The sequence below is a fragment of the Lactobacillus sp. YT155 genome (assembly GCF_030504545.1).
In the GTDB taxonomy this organism is placed as follows: Bacteria; Bacillota; Bacilli; order Lactobacillales; family Lactobacillaceae; genus BQUT01.
In genome coordinates this window covers 375,710-395,816 of sequence record NZ_JAUKWP010000001.1, presented here as the reverse complement: position 1 = coordinate 395,816, position 20,107 = coordinate 375,710, and the positions used below count along the sequence as shown (strand labels likewise).

Annotated in this window: 17 protein-coding genes; 15 read left to right on the top strand and 2 right to left on the bottom strand. The window is 34.8% G+C overall.

Features of this window, described 5'->3' with window-relative positions; genetic code table 11:
- Positions 1-2: 2 nt before the first annotated feature.
- From Q2T76_RS02140 to Q2T76_RS02130, 3 genes are all read left to right on the top strand, one after another.
- Entirely contained in the window at positions 3-1,118 is a 1,116-nt protein-coding gene (locus tag Q2T76_RS02140) for an NAD(P)-dependent alcohol dehydrogenase (RefSeq protein WP_302083667.1), read from the top strand.
- Between the two features lie 87 nt (positions 1,119-1,205).
- Positions 1,206-1,814, top strand: coding sequence for an alpha/beta hydrolase (locus Q2T76_RS02135; RefSeq protein ID WP_302083665.1), 609 nt, complete (start codon positions 1,206-1,208; stop codon positions 1,812-1,814).
- Between the two features lie 102 nt (positions 1,815-1,916).
- Positions 1,917-3,992 (top strand): sodium:proton antiporter, encoded by a 2,076-nt coding sequence (locus tag Q2T76_RS02130; RefSeq protein WP_302083664.1) that lies wholly within the window; start codon positions 1,917-1,919, stop codon positions 3,990-3,992.
- 28 nt (positions 3,993-4,020) lie between these two features.
- Here the strand turns inward: Q2T76_RS02130 and Q2T76_RS02125 are convergent, their stop codons facing one another.
- Positions 4,021-4,347: a DUF6506 family protein gene (locus tag Q2T76_RS02125; RefSeq protein WP_302083662.1), complete on the bottom strand. Its 327-nt coding sequence runs from the start codon at positions 4,345-4,347 to the stop codon at positions 4,021-4,023.
- 114 nt (positions 4,348-4,461) lie between these two features.
- On the bottom strand, positions 4,462-6,894 hold the full coding sequence (locus Q2T76_RS02120; protein ID WP_302083660.1) for a YhgE/Pip family protein: 2,433 nt from the start codon (positions 6,892-6,894) through the stop codon (positions 4,462-4,464).
- A gap of 266 nt (positions 6,895-7,160) precedes the next feature.
- Here Q2T76_RS02120 and Q2T76_RS02115 point away from each other — a divergent pair, with 266 nt between their 5' ends.
- The 12 genes from Q2T76_RS02115 to Q2T76_RS02060 all read left to right on the top strand — a co-directional run bounded on the left by Q2T76_RS02115 (position 7,161) and on the right by Q2T76_RS02060 (position 20,106).
- On the top strand, positions 7,161-7,670 hold the full coding sequence (locus Q2T76_RS02115; protein ID WP_302083659.1) for an HdeD family acid-resistance protein: 510 nt from the start codon (positions 7,161-7,163) through the stop codon (positions 7,668-7,670).
- Between the two features lie 625 nt (positions 7,671-8,295).
- On the top strand, positions 8,296-10,884 hold the full coding sequence (locus Q2T76_RS02110; RefSeq protein WP_302083658.1) for an immunoglobulin-like domain-containing protein: 2,589 nt from the start codon (positions 8,296-8,298) through the stop codon (positions 10,882-10,884).
- 81 nt (positions 10,885-10,965) lie between these two features.
- Positions 10,966-11,403: a DUF4352 domain-containing protein gene (locus Q2T76_RS02105; protein WP_302083656.1), complete on the top strand. Its 438-nt coding sequence runs from the start codon at positions 10,966-10,968 to the stop codon at positions 11,401-11,403.
- Between the two features lie 11 nt (positions 11,404-11,414).
- Positions 11,415-12,623, top strand: a complete 1,209-nt coding sequence (locus Q2T76_RS02100) for a glycosyltransferase family 4 protein (protein WP_302083655.1) — start codon at positions 11,415-11,417, stop codon at positions 12,621-12,623.
- Positions 12,624-12,635: 12 nt separating this feature from the next.
- Complete coding sequence (locus Q2T76_RS02095; protein ID WP_302083653.1) at positions 12,636-13,931, top strand: UDP-glucose/GDP-mannose dehydrogenase family protein; 1,296 nt, start codon at positions 12,636-12,638, stop codon at positions 13,929-13,931.
- Between the two features lies 1 nt (position 13,932).
- On the top strand, positions 13,933-14,535 hold the full coding sequence (locus Q2T76_RS02090) for a sugar transferase (RefSeq protein WP_302083652.1): 603 nt from the start codon (positions 13,933-13,935) through the stop codon (positions 14,533-14,535).
- A complete protein-coding gene (locus Q2T76_RS02085; RefSeq protein ID WP_302083650.1) occupies positions 14,486-15,160 on the top strand; it encodes an acetyltransferase in 675 nt (224 codons plus the stop codon). Before Q2T76_RS02090 ends, Q2T76_RS02085 begins: the two co-directional genes overlap by 50 nt.
- Positions 15,161-15,168: 8 nt before the next feature.
- Positions 15,169-16,659 (top strand): murein biosynthesis integral membrane protein MurJ, encoded by a 1,491-nt coding sequence (gene murJ / locus Q2T76_RS02080; protein WP_302083648.1) that lies wholly within the window; start codon positions 15,169-15,171, stop codon positions 16,657-16,659.
- On the top strand, positions 16,652-16,852 hold the full coding sequence (locus Q2T76_RS02075) for a hypothetical protein (protein ID WP_302083647.1): 201 nt from the start codon (positions 16,652-16,654) through the stop codon (positions 16,850-16,852). The genes murJ and Q2T76_RS02075 overlap by 8 nt, the downstream gene beginning before the upstream one ends.
- A 195-nt stretch (positions 16,853-17,047) precedes the next feature.
- The gene (locus Q2T76_RS02070) at positions 17,048-18,265 is read left to right on the top strand and encodes a glycosyltransferase (RefSeq protein ID WP_302083645.1); all 1,218 of its coding nucleotides are present in this window, start codon (positions 17,048-17,050) and stop codon (positions 18,263-18,265) included.
- Positions 18,255-19,433 (top strand): glycosyltransferase, encoded by a 1,179-nt coding sequence (locus Q2T76_RS02065; protein ID WP_302083643.1) that lies wholly within the window; start codon positions 18,255-18,257, stop codon positions 19,431-19,433. The genes Q2T76_RS02070 and Q2T76_RS02065 overlap by 11 nt, the downstream gene beginning before the upstream one ends.
- A complete protein-coding gene (locus Q2T76_RS02060; protein ID WP_302083642.1) occupies positions 19,426-20,106 on the top strand; it encodes a YveK family protein in 681 nt (226 codons plus the stop codon). Before Q2T76_RS02065 ends, Q2T76_RS02060 begins: the two co-directional genes overlap by 8 nt.
- The last annotated feature ends 1 nt before the right edge of the window (position 20,107 follow it).

The following is a 20,107-nucleotide window of genomic DNA, read 5'->3' as shown; positions in this document are numbered from 1 at the left end:
CAATGAAAATTAAAGCAGCAGTAGTTGAGAAGCAAAATGCACCTTTTGAAATTAAAGATGATATAGAATTGGCAGAATTACATCCAGATGATGTTCAAGTACATATGGTTGCTTCAGGTATTTGTCATTCAGATGAAGCTCTAAGAATTGGTGATGCGATCATTGATTATCCAATTATTTTAGGACATGAAGGCTCTGGTATTGTTGAAAAGGTTGGTTCTAATGTTCAAAGTATTGAACCAGGAGATCACGTTGTTCTATCGTTTTATGCCTGTGGAGTATGTGATAACTGTTTGAAAGGAATTCCAACTCAATGTATTAATTATGCAAAAAATAATTTATCAGGAGTTCGTCCAGACGGAAGCAATCACTTTGAAAGAAACGGGCAAAAAGTTGCTGATATGTTTGACCAGTCTTCATTTACTACCACAACTGTAGTACGTGAAAAAAATGTTGTAAAAGTTCCTAAAGACATGGACTTGAGAAAACTTGGACCACTTGGTTGTGGATATGTGACTGGTAGTGGAACTGTGTTAAATACGTTACAACCAAAACCCGGCGATACGATTGCTGTCTTTGGTACTGGTGCTGTTGGTTTGGCAGCCATGATGGCAGGCAAAATTTCTGGATGTACAAAAGTAATTGCTGTTGACGTGGTTGATTCTCGATTAGAGTTGGCCAAAGAACTAGGTGCAACAGATGTTATCAATAGTAAGGATGTTGATGCAGTAGCAGCCATTAAAGAGTTAACAAATGGATTAGGAGTCAAATTCAGTGTTGATACTACTGGAATTACAAAGGTAATGGAAGATTCAATCACGGCACTTTGCCAAGGTGGAACATCAGCTACCATTGCGGTTACTCCAAATCATATTGATCTAGATACTTGGAATTCACTTTGTGTTGATGACAAAAAAGTTGTTGGAGTTAATATGGGAGATTCTATTCCTCAAATCGATATTCCTCGACTAATTGAGTTCTACAAACAAGGAATGTTTGATTTTGATAAAACTGAGAAATTTTATGATTTTGAAGATATTAATCAAGCAACGCAAGATTCGGTATCTGGAAAAACAATCAAACCAGTTCTAATTATCGATAAAGAATATCAAGCTTAGTTAATACCTAAAAAGTCTTCTTTTAGAAGACTTTTTTTGATGCCTAAGTTAATATGATATGTAATATAAGATTGAGGGGCTAGAATTATGTCGAAAGTAGCATTATACATCCATGGACAAGGTGGTAATGTTGAAGAAATCAAGAACTTTGAGCCAAGTTTAGATGGAATAGAAGTAATTGGTTTGGAATATGGTGAGTATCTTCCGTGGGAAGTTAAGCAGCAATTTGTGGATGAATTTGATAAGTTAAGTGAGAAATATGATGAAGTCTACCTTATTGCTAATAGCTTAGGGGCTTATCTAGCTATGGTTTCTTTAACTGGAAAGCAGATCAAACAGGCGTTACTTATTTCGCCTGTCTTAGATATGGAGAAATTGATTCTGGGTGTAATGGAGAATAATGAAATTACCACAGATCAACTAGAAAAAGAACAAGAGATTACTATGAGCACAGGTGAAAAAATTCTCTGGGATTATTTAGAATTTGCTAGAAATAATCCTATAGTTTGGGATGTCTCCACAGAAATTCTTTATGCCGGTAATGATAAAATAACCTCGTTAGAAACAGTTACTTCATTTGCGAAAAAACAAAAAGATGTGAATGTTACCATTATGGAAGACGGCGAGCACTGGTTTCATACATATGCTCAATGGGCGTTTTTAAATAACTGGTTGAAAAAAGTAGTTAAGTTTTAGAGATCGGCAATAATCTTAAGTTATTGTTGGTAATTATTGCGGCTATTTTATATAATATGGAAGTTTTAAATTAGATGTTTGAAGTTTTATTGAGGGGATTTCATGAACGATTTTTTAATTATTGCAACATTACTTATTGGGGTTATCGGAGCTAATACACTTAAACAGTTTATTCCCAAAGTTCCCGAAGCTTTTATCTTAATTTTAACTGGGTTAGCATTATCTTTTGTGCCGATTTTTAAAAATTTTGAACTAGAACCGGAATTCTTCATGTTATTCATCATTGCTCCATTGATGTTTATTGAAGGGCAAAAACAATCCTTTAAAAAGATTTCTAAAAACTTTTCCAGAATTATTGTTTTATCAGTGGTTTTGTCTGTTGTCTCAGCCTTAATGATTGGTTTGATTGCTAGTCGAGTTGAAGTTCATTGGACGTTGCCATTATCAATTGCTTTAGCTGCTATTGTGGTGCCAACGGATGCCATGGCGGTAAAATCAATGACTAGTGGCTCCGACATCCCTAAGAGTGTCGATGATGATTTACAATTAGAATCATTATTTAATGATGCGGTTGGCTTAGTTTTATTAGATTTAGCCTTAACGGTGATGAAGACAGGTTCACTTTCTTTAGGAACCAGCATCACTCACTTCTTAGTGGTAGCCGTTGGTGGAATTGCCGTAGGGGTTATCGTCGGATACTTCGTTGTTATGCTGCGTTTCTTCTTAAATACGCACGCAACTAGTCCTGAATTAATTACCATTCCTATCAGTTTATTAACGCCATTTGCGATTTATTTATTAGCCGAACATTTTGGCGTTTCTGGAATTTTGGCAGCCGTTGCCGCAGGAATTCAACATAATTGGGAAGCTAACAAATTGAAATTAACCACTACCAGCGTGCAGTTAACGTCCAAAACAATTTGGAATATTGTCGCTGATATTTTGAATGACTTGGTTTTTCTAATCATGGGATTGGCCTTACCTGAAGTCATCGGCATCATGCAAAAACTTGGTAACATCGAAGTTTACAAGTTATTAGGCTTGAGTGTCTTGATGTATCTAGGAATGATTCTGTTACGTTTCTTATGGTCGATGCGAACTAATAAAAGAGATGAAACTCGCGAACATAGTAGATTTTTAGCACTTATTTTTGCGGTTAGTGGAGTGCATGGAACAATTACCTTGGCGATGGCTTTTTCATTGCCTAACACTCTTGGTGGTCAGGCATTCCCTTATCGAAACGAATTAATCATTGTAGCGACATTGGTAATCCTATTGAGTCTAGTTGTTAGTTCAATTGTTCTACCATTTATTCTTCCTCAAAAAGAAGAAGAATTCAGTACTGCTGATCTTGATGCAACTCGGAATAAGATGATTGATTATGCGATTTTACAAATGCGTGAAGTAATTGATAATCATGATAAACGAGAAATTTTGACGGCGGAATTACAATCGCAGAAGAGCCGAATGAATGCTTCTGAACGAGAAGATTTTTCTAAGAATTCAAGTCTGTTGTTAGATAGTACTAAAGAACTGGTTTCTGATACTTTGCAGAAGTTTGATGAATCCAATAAGTATAGTATGAACACAATTGATATTTATGAAAAAATCATGCGCCGTTCATTAGATCACAATCACCGAGGTGGCTTTAGTGGTGGAATGAATCAACTTAAACAATCATTTCGTAGATTTATCCATCGCCTAAAACACATGCGAGGAGAACTGGTGTGGCATACTAAACACCGAGTTATTACTAAGCAACAGCGTAAACGATTCCGAGATGAAAAATTAAGAAGTGATCCAAGATATGCGAAGAAAGCCAACGAATGGAAGTCGGTTTATCATGAGTTATTGGATTTGAATGCCGATGTAATCGAGTCTGTTGATAGTTATTTGGATGAAGTGTTACAGCAAAGAATTGACGAGAATCATTACGATAATGACTTTATTAACGTTGTAAGACGGGTAATGGATAGCTTCTTTGATAACGTGAAGCGCCGTTACAATGTAGAAAAAGAAACGGTTGATGACGATTTATATATTCAAGCATTCCAAAAAGAATATGATTACGTTAGAACTAATGTAACTAATGGCGACATCCCTCAGCCATTAGCTAGTGTTCTATATACCGAAATTAATCAGGCTCAACTACTACAACTTTATCAAACTGAAGAATAAAAAAAGACGTCCATTTTGGAGGTCTTTTTTAGTTCATGATATCAAATAATTGCATCCGAAATTCTGGTCCGTAAGTAACTGCTCCAACAGGAATTTCAAAGTTAAGTGCTTCATTGATTTTGGTAGTCCAAGTTGGCCCGAAACCACCACATAGTTCGATGAATTGAACACCATCAGCTTTTAGCTGTTTAGCAACCTCAATAATCGAACCATCTTCTTTGGCTTTAGGATCAAAGCCAACGGTGATGAATTCACATGATCCAGCCTGGTTCTTATTGATAACCGTATTTTCCTCTGGTGAAAAGTCGGGCGAAAAATAAAAGAATGCCCACTTATGTAACTTCTCTAATGCCATAATATAATATTCCTCCCTAATAATTTTAGTATAGTCAATTGGCTTCAAATAGCCATCAGAATGCTTGTTTTAGACAATAAAAAAAGACTTCTCATTATCGAGAAGCCTTTTTAATTATTTTGCTTGAACGTTTTCTTTAGCAAAGAATTTGTTCTTAATTTCATTTCCAAATAGTGCGGCAAAGAATACTAATCCGAATAATACTAAGATTAAACTACTTGTGATAAGGGCTGCGCCGTTACCGTTAACAGCTTGTTCAAAGCCACTAATTGAATATGTACCTGGTAAGAAGATTGCCAATACTTGATAGAAGCTTGAAAGCATTTCATTAGGGAATAATCCACCAGTGATAATTAGTTGTAAGAATAATAGTGCTAGAGCAACTAATAATCCAATTGTGCCAAATAGTTTATCAAGAGCTAGGCAAGTCAATGTGAAGGCTGCACTAGTTAATAAACTAATTACTAGGAATGAAACAGGTTGTTGAACTTGTAAACCAAGAATCATTGAGAAAGCATCAATTAAGATAGTTTGTGCTAGAACCACACTTGAAACGCTAAGAACTTTTTGTTTCAAGCTAGCTTCTTCATTATTGTTATTTCTGAATAATGACATTTGAGTCAACATTGCACCTACGAAGAAGACAAGGGTTAACACAAGTGGAGCAAAGGCATTGATTAAGTCATGTGATTCTTTAGCATTAAGAACTTCGTCTTCGACTGGAGAAACAAAGTGATTTACGTTTGCAGTTCCAGTTGAGAGACCTTTAACTTGTTTGCTTCCGTCACTTAACTTAATGTTCAACAAGCCAATACCATCACCAGCTTGTCTCAAGCCACTAGTTAATTGATCAGCACCAGTAGCAAGTTTGCCAGCACCATCGTTTAATTGGGTAATTCCGTTAATTAGAGTTGGTGCACTACCACTTAAGGTTGTAAGACCACCATTTAATTGGTCAACGCCACCTGTATAGGTAATTAATCCAGGAATTAGTCCTAATTGACCGTTAGTTCCTTTTAGACCAGCTTGAACTTGTACTAAACCATTATGGATTTGTTGTGTAGCTTGAATTCCACCCATTGTACTTGTGGTTGTTCCACGTTGCTTCAAACCGTTATTTACCTGAGCCAAGCCACCAGTCAAAGTATTGATAGCTTGTTTTGCACCATTTAGAGCAAGTGGAGCTTGATCAGGAGCTGCCATTTGATTAATACCAGCTTTTAATTTGTTCATGTTGTCTTGAGTCTTAGTTAATTGAGTAGTTACATCACCTTGAAGTAATCCACCAGCACTTTGAAGTTCAGTTCCCATTTGGGCTAAATTAGTCTTAACAGGAGCTAAGTCATTATTACCGGTGTTAGTAAGTTGTTGTTTAACAGCTACAGAATAACTATTCAATTTTAATCCAAAGGACATATGAGTCTTCAAGAATTCTTTGAAATCAGGATCATTAGCCATAAGTTCTTGCATTGCTGTCAATTGACTAGCAACACTTTGGGGGTTGGTTGTATCGTAAACGTTAGTATTTAAATCTTGTAACTTAGCACCAGTATCTTGTAACAAGTTACCAGCATTAGTTAGGTTGGTACCAACTTGGTTCAAATCAGCAGTGATAGCTGCAGAATTATCATTGGCAGGGTCACTTACTTGAGCATTCATTTGTTGAATACCATCATTCAACGCAGTTAAACCAGCATATAAGTTAGTAAGATCATCTTGGCTACCATTTAGTTGAGCATCAATTTGTGCAGAAGCATCAGCTAATTTTTGACTTAACAAACCAGAACCAGCAGTTAATTGACTAATTCCACCATTTAGTTGGTTAGCACCAGCTACTAGAGTTGATGAATTCGAAGCAAGTAGACTTGAGCCACTTGAAAGTTGGTTAACACCGCTTTGTAGTGGAGCAGCACCATCAGCTAACTGTTGAGTACCATTCTTTAGAACATGTAAATTGTCAGAAATTTGTTTACTTCCATCATTTAATTGAGTGGACGCATCATTTAATTGACTGACCCCATCACTAGCTTGAGTAACACCGTCACCTAATTGGCCGAGAGCCTTTAGGGCAGAGTCATCATAAGCGCGTTGAATACTTTTAACAACTTTACCTTTCATTTGTTCAACTACTTGAGTGGTAATCATACCAGCAAGATAGTTGTTTTTATCAGAAGTTTGTACCTTCAAGGTACTTACTTTTGGATTTTTGTCTAAAGCTGTTGTTGCATTCTTCGAGAAGTTCTTTGGTAAAACAATTTTCATTGCATACTTACCATTATCAAGATTCTTTTTAGCGTCTTGAGCATCAACGAAGTGCCATTTTACCTGTTTGTCTTTCGACAAGGTCTTTTGCACTTCTTTACCAACATTAACAGTTTTGCCCTTGAATTTTGCAGGTTTGTCTTCGTTGACAATTGCAATGTTCATATTCTTAATGTTGACGTCTTGTTCATACTTAATGAAGTTAAAAATTACAAATAATAGCAGAATTGGGATAATACATATTAGTACAATAAAACTTAATAACTTTCCTCTGTTCTTAAACATAAAATTCTCCTTAATAATTGTATAGGGCATAAACAATATTATAAATTATAGTCCTAAAATTCAGAATATCAATATTTTTTTGCCTAAAGTGATATTTAATTGTCTTATCAAGGTTTGTGGGACTAAGGATAGCAGAATTTTGAAGAAAAATGGAGATGTGACCACTTGGAACTAATTGGCATTGTTGAGTATTTATGCTTACGTATGACATTTATAATTAAAAGTGTTAGAGTGTCTCTTATATTTATAAAAGGAGCATGAGAATCGTGGAAAACAGATTGAATAAATTTGATCCATTTGGATTAATTATTGGGATATTAAGTGTAATTGTGGCAGTTATTTGCTTGAGAAATCCGTTACCAACTTTTGCGATGGTAATTATCATTGCCGCAATTATTGCAATTGGACGAGGAATATACAAATTATTCTCATTAAGACCATATATGCAAAAGAGCGGCTGGTTAACATTCAGTGCAATCTTAGATATCTTAGTAGGATTGTTAATGCTATTTAATGGAAGTTTTGGACTTTTGTACGTGGCAATTTCATTTGCGATTATGTTCATAACCGACTCAGTTATGGCGCTTGGCTTGGCTAATATTACTAAGGGATTCAGTAAGGGATACTACTGGTTAGAAGTAATTATGGCAGTTCTCGGGATAATCTTTGGAATTGTGCTCTTAGTACAACCGGGAGCCTCAGTACTTACAATTTCATTTATTATTTCATTAGGATTCATGACTTTTGGAATTGGTGAAATAGCACATTCGATTTAACTACACATTATTATAGAAGAAACAGGAAATCGGCAGAAATGTCGGTTTCTTTTTTTGAAAAAAATAGATTATTATGAGCTAATCATTTTACAAAGCTTTTAATGAGGTATATAAATAAAATATTAAATCGGGGTGAAAGGAAGATGTGACAGCCTTATGAAAAGTGTTGATGTGTAATACAACACTCATATTTTTTTGCTCTAATATCACTAAGGGGAATCTTAAAGGGAAAACTGATAGATCCTAGGGGGACCGTTAATCAGTAGAAGAAATACTAAATTTGGTACGAAAAGGGAATTATTATAGAAGGAACAGCCAACACAATCTTGTGTTGGCTTTTTTTTCTAATTGAATGATTAGTTATTGCCTTAAATTTTTCTTCACATTTTCTTCATATTTAGAGAACCCAGCATTTTCTGGTCATTTTTTAGAGACAAAAAAACCATAATTTGATTCAAACAATCGTCAAAATTAAAAATATATCACAACTGAAACATTTTACACCCTTAATATATAAGCGATTTTTCAAAAAAGGGCTTAGACAAGTGATTTTTGTGAGCGCAGTAAATTAATCATATCGGATACTATTTACAGTGTTACTAGTTAACCAATGGGAGGAAAATTAATGGTTAAGAAAACAAGAAACACTGTAAAAATTGCAACATACGGTGCATTGCTCGCAGTATTTAGTGGAGCAATTACTACACCGGTATCTGCTGCAACAAATGGTAGTGCAGAAAATGTGAAGGTTGAAGCTGTAAAGAATAATGCAGCTAAAAAAGAGGCAACCGTAAATTCAGATTCATCTGCTAAACCAGCAAGTACTATTAATGGTATAACTTGGGGGGACATGTCATATAGCGGTAGTGCTGCTAGTGGGCTTCAAGTGAACAATGGCGTTACATCAGGTGAATTGTCATTTAAGCTAGATGTTTCATCATTGGCAGGTGTAAACCTAAATGAAACAACTTACTTTAGAGTAAAATTACCAGAAGAATTCCGTGCATTAGCAAAGACAAGTGCTTTCCGTAATGCTATTACCGGAAGTTTCCGTTCAGAAAACTTTGGTGGAATCTTCAATAACGAATATAACTACAATTCAAGTGATATTCGTGTGGACACAACAAATAATGAAATTTTATTTACAAATCGTCCAATGACAAATATTCAATTCTTAGCAAAAACAACATTGAATATGACAATTAACTTAGGTCAAGCAATCAATGAATCAGGTGTAAGAATCGCTGATTCTTATGATGGCTACTACCACGCACAAAGTGCTTTAGCACAAAGTGGTAACTGGATTGATTGGACAATTGGAAATCGTGAAAGTAAAGTAGATATTCCTCTACGTGTTATGGATCCAGGAGCTGCAACTCCAGAAAACACACGTCCAGAAATTAATACTTCAGCAAAAAATACAACAGTTTCATTAAACTCAAAATTTGATAATGCAAAAGCACTTGAAGGTGTTACTGCTTATGATAAAGAAGACGGTGACATTACACGTAAAATCATCGTTACTTCTAACACAGTTGATACAAGCAAAGCTGGTTACTATGTAGTTAGTTATGAAGTATTTGACAGTAAAGGTCTTGAAGCTCAAACAAGTGTAATGATTCATGTTGTTGATGACACTCCTGCTAAGGACTACTCATTAACACCTAACTCATACAATCTTGGTAGCTCAACTTTAACTGGTAAATATGGAAAAGACATCTACAAAGTTCGTCTATTTATCGACGGAAAAGTTGTCGCACAAGCAACAACAAAAGACGGTGCTTTTACATTCAGTAATGCTAACAAATTCATCACTGATAAGAATCACTTAGTTGAAGTCGTTGGTGTAGATTCAGAATATAAAGAACAAGCTCGTAAAGTGGTTACTGTTACAGGTGAACCAGCTAAAGACTATTCATTAACACCAAATGAATACAAATTAGGTAGTGCCGAATTAAACGGACATTACGGAAAAGATGTAGCTCATGTACGTTTATTCATTAACGGAACAGTTGTTACACAAGCTGATTCAAGCAAAGGTTACTTCACATTCAAAAACGCAAGCAAGTTCATTAAGAACAAAGATCAAAAAGTAGAAGTAGTAGCTGTTGACGGTGCATACAAAGAACAAAACCGTAAAACAGTTACCGTTACAGGTGAAGCTGCTAAAGATTACTCATTGACACCAAACTCATACAAGATTGGTGATGCAACTCTAACAGGTTCATACGGTAAAGATGTTGCTCGTGTTCGTCTATTCATTAACGGATCAGTTGTTACACAAGCAGACACAAGCAATGGTAAATTCACTGTTAAAAATGCTAACAAGTTCATCAAGAACAAAGATCAAAAAGTAGAAGTAGTTGCTGTTGACGGTGCATACAAAGAACAAAACCGTAAGGCAGTTACCGTTACCGGTGAAAGTCAAAAAGACTACTCACTATTTGCTAACACATATAATATGGGAACATCAAACTTAACAGGTACATACGGAAAAGACGTATACAAAGTTCGTCTATTTGTTAACGGATCTGTTGTCGCACAAGCAACAACAAAAGATGGTAACTATACATTTAATAATGTTGACAAATTCGTTACTGAAAACGAAGACGTAATCCAAGTTAAAGCTGTTAACTCAAATTACGAAGTTGTAAATACAGTAAATGTTAATAAGAATGGTTCAATTGTTCATGATTACAAACTTACTGCTAATGACTACGTATTAGGTTCATCAACTCTTTCAGGTACTGAAGGAGCAGATATTGCCCGCGTACGTGTACGTGTTAACGGACAAATTGTTAAACAAGCTGATCTTCAAAATGGAACATACACTGCTAAAGGTTTGACTGGTCTTATCTCAAAAGATGACAAAGTTGAAGCTGTAGGTGTTGATAGTCAATTTAAAGAAGTAGCAGTTGTAAAAGTAAACGTTGTTGCAGATGATGCAAACCACGATTACTCATTAACAGCTCCAGATACATACCAACTTGGTGCTGACATCATCAAAGGAAACTTTGGTAAAGATATCAAAGCCGTACGTTTGGTAGTTAATGGAAACATTGTTAAGAACGCTGATATGGATACTGCTGCAGGTGTATACACACTTAAAGGTCTAGAATACTTAGACATTAAAGTTGGTGACACTGTTCAAGTTGTTGGTGTAGATTCAACATACCATCAACAAGTATCAAAAACTATTAGTATTGTTGGCTAATTTTTCGAAGCTTTAAGAATTCAATCAAATATAGGCACATGTAAAACATGTGTCTATATTTTTACCAGGGAGTTAAAAAAAATGCGTAAAATAATTTATTTAATATTAAGTACTGTTATTCTAACGACACTTGTAGGTTGTCAAAACAGTGCGAAACCAAAGGATGCTAACAATCAGATTAAGATTGAGAAGAAAACCAAAACGGTTAAAATAACACCTCTAAAAGTAGAAAACGATCATGATCTAAAAAATGATCAAATTATCAGTATTAAATACAAGATAAAGAACATCTCAAAGAAGAAGACAGTCGTAGCTGCTAGCGATTTTATCATCAAATCTGGTGAGTCATATTACTACATGGGTGAAGGGATTAATTTTGCTAAAACCATCAAAGCTCATCAAAGTGTTACCGGAACAGGTTATTACAAAATACCAAAAGAATTAAAGAAATTCACTTTAATGTTCCACCCAGTTGACAGTAAGGAAAATGCTCAGTGGAAGCTCAAACTAAAAGAATGAGAATAACTTATTTGCATCAATATTTTGCTACAAGAAAATCTATAACCTCCACTAGATCATACGAAATTGCAAAGTATTTAGTCAGTCAAGGTCACGAAGTAACCATGGTGACAACAGATGCTTTTTTAGAAGAAGAACTGAAAGATAAGAAATATTCACAAAAAGTTAGCTATAAAACTGATGAAGGGATTACTGTAATTGCTCAAAGAAATGACTATTCAAATCATATGTCATTTCAACGAAGAATCTTAGCGTTTTTGAAATATTTAAAGTTTGCCTATGATGAATCACGCAAGAACAATGCTGATATAGTTTTTGCAACTTCGACTCCGTTGACGGTTGCTATACCAACATTAGCATTACATTTCCTCCATCGAAGCAAATATGTTTTTGAAGTGCGAGATTTATGGCCAGAAGCACCTAGACAAATTGGAGCTATACATAATCCACTTGTCTTGTGGCTGATGAAAAAACTAGAAAAAAGCATCTACAAACATGCTGAACAAATTGTTAGTTTGTCACCAGGGATGTCAGACGGGATTATTGCTACTGGAGTGAATCCAAAAAAAGTGACAATGGTTCCCAATTTTTCTGACATGAAGTTATTTGAAAAAGTCGATGAAAAATTAGTAGATAAGATGGTTGATCAATATGGTGTTGAGGACAAATTTGTTCTAGCACATATTGGAGCAATGGGAAAAGCTAACGGGTTAGATTACCTGATTAAGGTTGCCGAGATTTTACAAAAAAGAAATGACAATGGCGTGGCAATCTTGATAGCAGGTGATGGAATGACTAAAGAAAAACTGGAAGAAAGTTGTCGAGCAAAGGGGCTTAACAACGTTGCTTTCACAGGCTATATACCACGTGAAAACATTCCAGAAATAACATCTTTAGCAAACATTACTATGACTTGTTTTAAGAACCTTCCAATTCTTGCCACGAATTCACCGAATAAATTCTTCGATTCTTTAGCAGCAGGTAAGCCAATAATTGTTAATTCCAACGGTTGGACAAAGGATATCGTTGAAAAAAATCAGATTGGTTATTACGTTGATCCAGAAAATCCAAGTGAGTTAGCTGACTTATTGCAGAAATTAAAAGGGCAAGTTTCTGAACTGAAACGAATTTCTCCAAGAATTAAGCAACTAGCTCAAGAACAATATGCAGTAGATAAGCAAGTAAAAAAAATAGAAGGGGTTTTATTGAAAACCATGTAAGGGGCATGTGTAATGAAAATTAGTGTGATAGGAACCGGATACGTTGGTCTAGTCACAGGTGTTTCATTGGCCGAAATCGGTCATGAAGTTATTTGCGTAGACACCAATATTGAAAAAATCGAGATGTTAAAGAGATTTAAGTCACCGATTTATGAACCAGGAATTGAGGATTTAATCAGAAGTAATTTTGAAGCAGGACGCTTATCTTTTGAATTAAATACCGCCGTCAACTATGACGAATGTGAAGTTATTTATTTAGCTGTGGGAACGCCACAAGCTGAAGATGGAACTGCTGATTTAACTTATATTAATCAAGTAATTACAGACGTTAAAGCAAGTAGTCATGAAGACAAAATAATCGTCACCAAGAGTACAGTTCCAGTTGGGACTAATGCTCAAATCAAACAAAAATTGAATGAAGGAAGCGACGTTCATTTCGATGTTGTTTCAAATCCAGAATTTTTAAGAGAAGGTTCAGCAGTTAAAGACGTTTTCAATCCGGAAAGAATTGTTCTTGGCTCTGATAATGAAACAGCAATTAAAGTTGTTGCAGACATTAACGAAAAATTTGATGCACCTGTGATTCAAACAAATTTTGAAAGCGCAGAAATTATTAAATACGCTTCAAATGCATTCCTAGCTACAAAAATTAGTTACGCCAATATGATTTCTAATTTATGTGAAGCTACAGGTGGAGACATCTATGCTGTTACATACGGAATGGGACTTGATCATCGAATCGGCGATAAGTTTTTACAAGCTGGGATTGGTTATGGAGGCTCATGCTTCCCTAAAGATACTTCGGCGTTAACAAAAATTGCTGACAAGTACCAAGTGGATTCTTCAATTGTGAAATCGGCGATGAAAATTAATGAACAACAACAAACAAAATTAGTTTCATACCTAGATCAGATCTATCCGAACGTAAAAGGGAAGAAAATTAGTTTGTTAGGCTTAGCCTTCAAACCAGAGACCGATGATATTCGTGATGCCGCTTCAATCAAGGTAATCAATGAATTACTAAAAAGAGATGCAGAAGTTCATGTCTTTGATCCAGAAGCAATGGGCAACATAAAGAATATTTTTGGTGAAAAAATTACCTACGACGAAACTGTGGATGAATTACTTCAAGATAGTGAAGCTGCTTTAGTTATCACTGAATGGGAAGTAATTAAGAAAATTGATTTAAGTGAATTTAAATCAAAAATGAAGCGACCACTTATTCTTGATGGTCGAGGCATTTTCTTAGATGCAGACGAAGACTCAGATATTGAATATCAAACTATTGGTAGAAAAGGGGCTATTTGAGATGGTAAAAAGAATTTTTGACACTTTGTTTTCTTTATTTTTGTTAATTGTTTTAAGTCCAATAATCTTGGCAGTTGCGATTTTAATTGCTTTTAAATTCAAAGAAAATCCAATTTTTCTTTCACGACGTTCAGGTCGTTTTGGTAAATCATTCACGATTTACAAGTTCAAATCAATGCCAACTTTAGTAGATGAAAATGGTGAGTTATTGAGTGATGAAGAAAGAATCACTCATTTTGGTAAATTACTTCGAGCTTCAAGTCTTGATGAATTACCACAATTACTCAACGTCTTCTTTGGACAAATGAGCTTAGTTGGACCACGACCACTTAATGAAAGTTATTTACAAGAATATTCAGATGAACAAAGAAAACGTTTGAACGTCAGACCAGGAATAACTGGTTGGGCACAAATTAACGGTAGAAATTCTATTAGTTGGGAGAGAAAATTCGAACTTGATTGCTTTTATGTTGAACACCAAAGTCTGTATTTTGATTTAAAAATATTGGTGCTAACAGTTTTTAAAGTGATTATACATGAAGGGATTAGTCAAGATGGGTTTGTCAATACGTCAAGTTTTAAAGGGGAAAACTCCAAAGCCTAGTCTAGTTATTTTAGGTGCTGGAGGTTTAGGTAAAGTAGCTGAACAAATCGCAAAACACCAAGGTAAATACGAAGTTGTGGGATTTTGCGATGACAAGTTTGAAGGAATGACAGTTGAAAATGATCAATTGTTAGCATCCTTCGAAGAAATAAATAGTATTTTAGAAGAACCAAGTTGCGTATTTGTTATCGCAATTGGAAATAGTAAAATTCGCTCGGATATTTTTAACAGAGTGAGAATTCCTGAAGAACGGTTTGTGAATGTGATTCATCCAAGAGCATTTATCGATACTAACGTGACTTTAGGAACTGGCAATTTATTAATGCCAAATATTGTAATTCATAGCGGAGTGTCAATTAGCAATCACTGTATTGTTAATTCCGCTAGTGTAATTGAACATAAGAGTGTTATCAGTTCTTTTGTTTCAGTAGCACCCAACTCTACAATTTGTGGAGCTGTTGAGATTGGTGAACGTTGTTTCATTGGTGCAGGAAGTGTCATTATTCAATGTTTATCAATCGGTGAAGACACAACCATAGGTGCAGGCTCATTAGTAATTAGAGATCAGCCAGCACATGTAGTCGCTTATGGCTCACCTTCCAAAGTTATTAAAGAGAGCTATTAGTAGAAATTATGAAAAATAAATTTTTGAAGATATTTGGGTTAATAACAGTTTTAACAATTTTTAACCAAACATTGACCTTATTTAGAGCCTCGATAATGGCTCATCAATTTGGTACCAGTAATCAAATGGATGCCTTTAATTTTGCCAACACGCTGATGGTGTGCGTGACAAATATTTTTGGTTCGGCCATTGTGACTGTCTTTGTTCCGTTCTTAACTCGAGTCAAAAATCGTGATGATCGGAAAGTTCTAAACAGTTATATCAACATGATGGGCATCATAGTTTTGATGTTACTGGGAGCCTATTCGATTGGAAGTTTTGTTTATCTAAGAATGATGGCTGCTAATCCGAATACATTTTGGGCAATTATGATTAGTTTGTCCTTCATTCTGGGAATTGGTCAGTACATTCGTTTCTTTTCAAACTTTCAGACATCGATGTTACAAGTAACTGGTAAGTTTTCGATGATTAAGATTGCGGCAATTAGCTCAACGGTATTTAGTTTGGCGGGATTGATTTATTTTCATAATCGGCTATCAATCACATTGGCAGCGATTATAATTACGATTTCGTATTTGATTGAATACGTTGTGTTAAGAATTAGTAATCAAGAAAAGAAATACCGTCATCAATGGGTGCTAGATATCAAAAATGATCGAACGAAAGAGTTGTTCAGACTCACGGTACCAATTGTTTTGAACTCCACGATTTATCAAATATCGCTAATGATTCCCAATGTCATTGCGAGGTCATTTGGTGTTGGCGTGGTATCTATGAGTGTCTATGCTAATCAAATTCTAAACATTATGCAGACACTAATTATCTTGAATTTACTAAGTGTTCTGTATCCCGAATTAGTAACGGTTTTTCAAAACAAAACCATAGAAGCAGCAAAAATAAAACTTGGTTATTACATTAACTTAACTAATCTTATTGTAATTCCAATGATGTTTGGTGCGATAGTTTTGGGGCAATCATTGATTGCGATTTTATTCCAACGTGGGAATTTCACGCCCACTGATACTAATAATGTTTGGAAATTTTTAATTTTTGGCAGTCTTTCATTACCATTAATTGTTTATAAAGAATTCTATTACCGAGTTTTTTACAGCCAATCAGATACGAAAACACCGGTCAAAATTTCAATTACATCTATTGTGATTCAGATGATTTTTTTAATTGGTGGAATTCATGTAATAGGTATCTGGGCACTAATGGCTTCGCCTCTGGTAGCAACTATTGTGGCAGCCATCTATGCCAGAGAAAGACTGATAAAAAAAATCGGAAAATTAGTAGATGATGGTCGACAGTTATTTTTTAGTTTAGTAAATAGCTCGATCATGGCATTTGTTATCACCTTAATCCAACCTAATTTGCACGGTAATCGAATTATCAAACTACTAGTTCTAATTGCTATTGGAATAGTTGTTTATGGAGTTTTGGTATGGATTTGCCAAAGAAAATATTTTTTAAGTGAAATAGGGGGACAGAATGATTAAACATCCAAAAATTACTGCAAACCAAATAATAAGTAATAAAGAAGTTTATCAAATGTTCAGTACTGTTAAAGAAAAAGCTAAAAGGAATCCGCTGTTTATTATGGAAAAAGATAATTTTGGAACAGTGATTCTTTCATATGAAGACTTCATTCAAATACTTAACGGTAATACTGAGAAGTTTAATTTAGAGTGAGGGGTGAGAATCATCAAATTACAAATTAACCCGAAGTACATTACTTCGACAACGAATGTACAACGAAAATGGGGTGATGTTCGCAAATTAGCGACCGAAAATCCTTTGTTCATTGTTTCAAATAACGAGATCGAATTGGTATTGCTAAGTTATGAAGAATACACCAAATTACATCGAGAAAGTAAGGAAGAATAAATGAAAACAATTTTTTTGCTTTCCACTTTTCCTAAAATTTCTGAGACATTCATTCTTTCGCAAATTACGGGATTGATTGATCTGGGTGCTGATGTTGAAATAATAGCTTTCAAAAAAGCTGATACTAGTGAGATTCATCCGTTAGTTGAACAATACCATTTAATGGAAAAAGTTAAATATGTAAGTTCAAGAAATGGAATTGTTCGTGGCTTGAGACTTGCAGGAACAATGTTATCTCATCCAGTAGCAACGGTTAAGTTCTTTAACAAGCATCAGTACCATTTGGTCACAGCATTACGCAGTTTGGAACTATCAAGGCAAGCAAAGAGCTTATCTTCTAGTGATGCAATAATCGCTCACTATGGACCTATTGGAGCAACAGTTGCCAATCTAAGAGCAGTTAACTTATTGCCAGCAGTCAATCTAATTACTTTTTTTCATGGTTTTGATTTGACAGCTTTTGTTAAGAAAAATGGAGTTATTGCTTATAAACAATTGTTTGCGCAGAATAACAAAATTCTAACTATTAATCGCTTATTTCAAGAGAAGTTGTATGAAATAGGTGTGAGAACAGAACAGGTTTCTGTTTGGCATATGGGAGTTAGTGTTGATCTTTTTGAATTTCAACCACATGAAGTTCAATCAGAGTTGAAGTTACTGAGTGTTGGAAGATTAGTAGAGAAGAAAGGATTCGATACAACAATCGAAATCGTTTCAAAGCTAAATAATGCGGGAATTAATACTCATTTGGACATTATTGGCGATGGGTCCTTGAAAGAACAACTTGTTCAACAAATTACAGATTTGAATTTACAAAAAAATGTCACTTTGCTGGGTTCTCAAAATCAGCAGCAAGTGCATGAACAGATAGTTGCTAGTGATTTCTTTGTTTTAATGAGCCGCACAAGCACTAATGGTGATAAGGAAGGTATTCCCGTAGTTCTGATGGAAGCAATGGCTTCAGGTCTACCAGTGATTTCAACACTTCACAGTGGTATTCCAGAATTAATAACTGACAAAGAAAGTGGTTGGTTAGTTCCGGAACATGATGCTCACGCCGGTTTTGAAGCAGTGAAAAGAGCTCTTCAGGATTTAGCTAAATTAAATCAAATCAAAAGTAACGCCCGTGAAAAAATTGAGTTGGAATTTAACTCTGAGTTACTGAACCAACGACTATTAAAACTTTGCGAGAAAGAGGACAGACGAAATGAAAAATAATAAAATTCGCGATCGTCATCAGATTATGATGATCAGTTCTGTCCACGTTTGGTTTGATACACGGATTTTCTTTAAAGAAGCGATGTCATTAGCTAACAATGGTTTTGAAGTTGATTTTTCTGCGATTGAAGCTGAAAACAAACAGACAGATATTCCGAATCAAGAGAACTTAACAGTTAATATTTTGCCACGGAAGTCTCGTCTATCACGTTGGCACTACTGGCGAAAATTTTATCAGCAATTTATGAACAGCAATGCTTACTTCTTACATATTCAAGATCCAGAACTATTGATTGTTGCTTATTTCGTTAAGAAGAAATTAGGAGATAAAGTTCAGATTATTTATGACATGCATGAACATTTGCCAGCGGCCATAAAGACCAAAACTTGGATTCCTAAATTCATGCGGGAAAGATTCTCAAGAATTGTCAGTTCTGTGGAAAAGAAGTTGATGAAATCTTGTGATTCCACATTGTTCGCTGAATTGTCCTACAAAGATAATTATCAAGATATGGAATTAGATAGTGTTGATATCTTGAACTATCCGCAATATCAACCTGATGAATTCACGCTCAGTCATAGTGCTGACAACATTGCTTTTACGTTGGTTTATGTAGGGGCTTTGATTGAACAACGTGGATTGTACGAAATGATAGATCTAATTGATGAATTGGTGAATAAGCGCAAAGTAATTGTGCAACTTAATCTGGTTGGTCAGATTAATGAGAATCCAGATAGATTAAAGGAATATATCGCTCAAAGAAATTTGAATGATTTTATAAACCTGTTAGGTAGAAAACCTTATTCACAAATCTGGAAAATATATCACGAATCTGATTTAGGTCTTTGCCTATTGCAACCAACACCCAATAATTTGAACTCACAATCAACTAAGTTGTTCGAATATATGGCGGCAGGATTGCCATTTATTGCTAGTGATTTTCCAGCCTTTCATCGAATCTGTGAGGAGTTTAAGTGCGGAATTGACTTTGATCCTACCAATAGTGAATTAATGGCCGATTGGATTGTTGAGTTTATGGCTGATGAAGCTTTGAGAATTCAAATGGGGCAACAAGGAATCAAGGCATTTCAAGAACACTACAATTGGCAAATAGAAGAAAAAAAATTAATTCAACTATACGAAGATAAGGTTAACAAAGATGATTAGTCCAGAAAATTTAACAATCAAGAAGTTTATAAAAAATACGAAAAATAGTATTTGGATATTGATGCTCTTTTTAGTATTTATTCTTGGAAGTACGTATGTATATAACTCAGTTATTGCAAAAACAAATTACACTTCCGACATGAAGATATTAATTAATATGAAGAATAAAAATCATAACAATGTAGCTCAAAGTGATGATTTGAAAACGAATATTCAATTAATGAATACATATTCAGAAGTTATTACCAGTAGTCAGATGATGAAGAAAGTAAATGAGAAATTACAATTACCGCAGTCACGATTAAAAGAAATTGAATCTAACTTGGATGTAACTTCAGATAATAACTCGCTAATTATCAAAGTTGGCTACACCGATAATGACCAAGAATTAGTTACCAAAGTTATGGAGACTCTTTCTAAAAAAATTCGTAGTGAATTACCAGGACTTTTCCCCAACATTGATATATCAATGTTAGAGAAACCCAGTGCACCAGTCAGAGAGTCTAGTCTAGTTAAGTATCTACTGGATATCGTTGTTTGGTTAATCTTGAGTTTATCTTATCTACTTTTGATAACTTTGCGTGATCAACAAATTGATTCGGCTGAAGAATTGGAAAAATTAGGAATTAATTATTTAGGTAGAGTTAAGAACAAATTAATAACGAGGTGGTGAA

Bases quoted from the DNA above. Each gene is read 5' to 3' on its own strand.
- Q2T76_RS02140 (WP_302083667.1), top strand. From the start codon at position 3: ATGAAAATTAAAGCAGCAGTAGTTGAGAAGCAAAATGCACCTTTTGAA.
- Q2T76_RS02135 (WP_302083665.1), top strand. From the start codon at position 1,206: ATGTCGAAAGTAGCATTATACATCCATGGACAAGGTGGTAATGTTGAA.
- Q2T76_RS02130 (WP_302083664.1), top strand. From the start codon at position 1,917: ATGAACGATTTTTTAATTATTGCAACATTACTTATTGGGGTTATCGGA.
- Q2T76_RS02125 (WP_302083662.1), bottom strand. From the start codon at position 4,347: ATGGCATTAGAGAAGTTACATAAGTGGGCATTCTTTTATTTTTCGCCC.
- Q2T76_RS02120 (WP_302083660.1), bottom strand. From the start codon at position 6,894: ATGTTTAAGAACAGAGGAAAGTTATTAAGTTTTATTGTACTAATATGT.
- Q2T76_RS02110 (WP_302083658.1), top strand. From the start codon at position 8,296: ATGGTTAAGAAAACAAGAAACACTGTAAAAATTGCAACATACGGTGCA.
- Q2T76_RS02105 (WP_302083656.1), top strand. From the start codon at position 10,966: ATGCGTAAAATAATTTATTTAATATTAAGTACTGTTATTCTAACGACA.
- Q2T76_RS02095 (WP_302083653.1), top strand. From the start codon at position 12,636: ATGAAAATTAGTGTGATAGGAACCGGATACGTTGGTCTAGTCACAGGT.
- Q2T76_RS02090 (WP_302083652.1), top strand. From the start codon at position 13,933: ATGGTAAAAAGAATTTTTGACACTTTGTTTTCTTTATTTTTGTTAATT.
- Q2T76_RS02085 (WP_302083650.1), top strand. From the start codon at position 14,486: ATGGGTTTGTCAATACGTCAAGTTTTAAAGGGGAAAACTCCAAAGCCT.
- murJ (WP_302083648.1), top strand. From the start codon at position 15,169: ATGAAAAATAAATTTTTGAAGATATTTGGGTTAATAACAGTTTTAACA.
- Q2T76_RS02075 (WP_302083647.1), top strand. From the start codon at position 16,652: ATGATTAAACATCCAAAAATTACTGCAAACCAAATAATAAGTAATAAA.
- Q2T76_RS02070 (WP_302083645.1), top strand. From the start codon at position 17,048: ATGAAAACAATTTTTTTGCTTTCCACTTTTCCTAAAATTTCTGAGACA.
- Q2T76_RS02065 (WP_302083643.1), top strand. From the start codon at position 18,255: ATGAAAAATAATAAAATTCGCGATCGTCATCAGATTATGATGATCAGT.
- Q2T76_RS02060 (WP_302083642.1), top strand. From the start codon at position 19,426: ATGATTAGTCCAGAAAATTTAACAATCAAGAAGTTTATAAAAAATACG.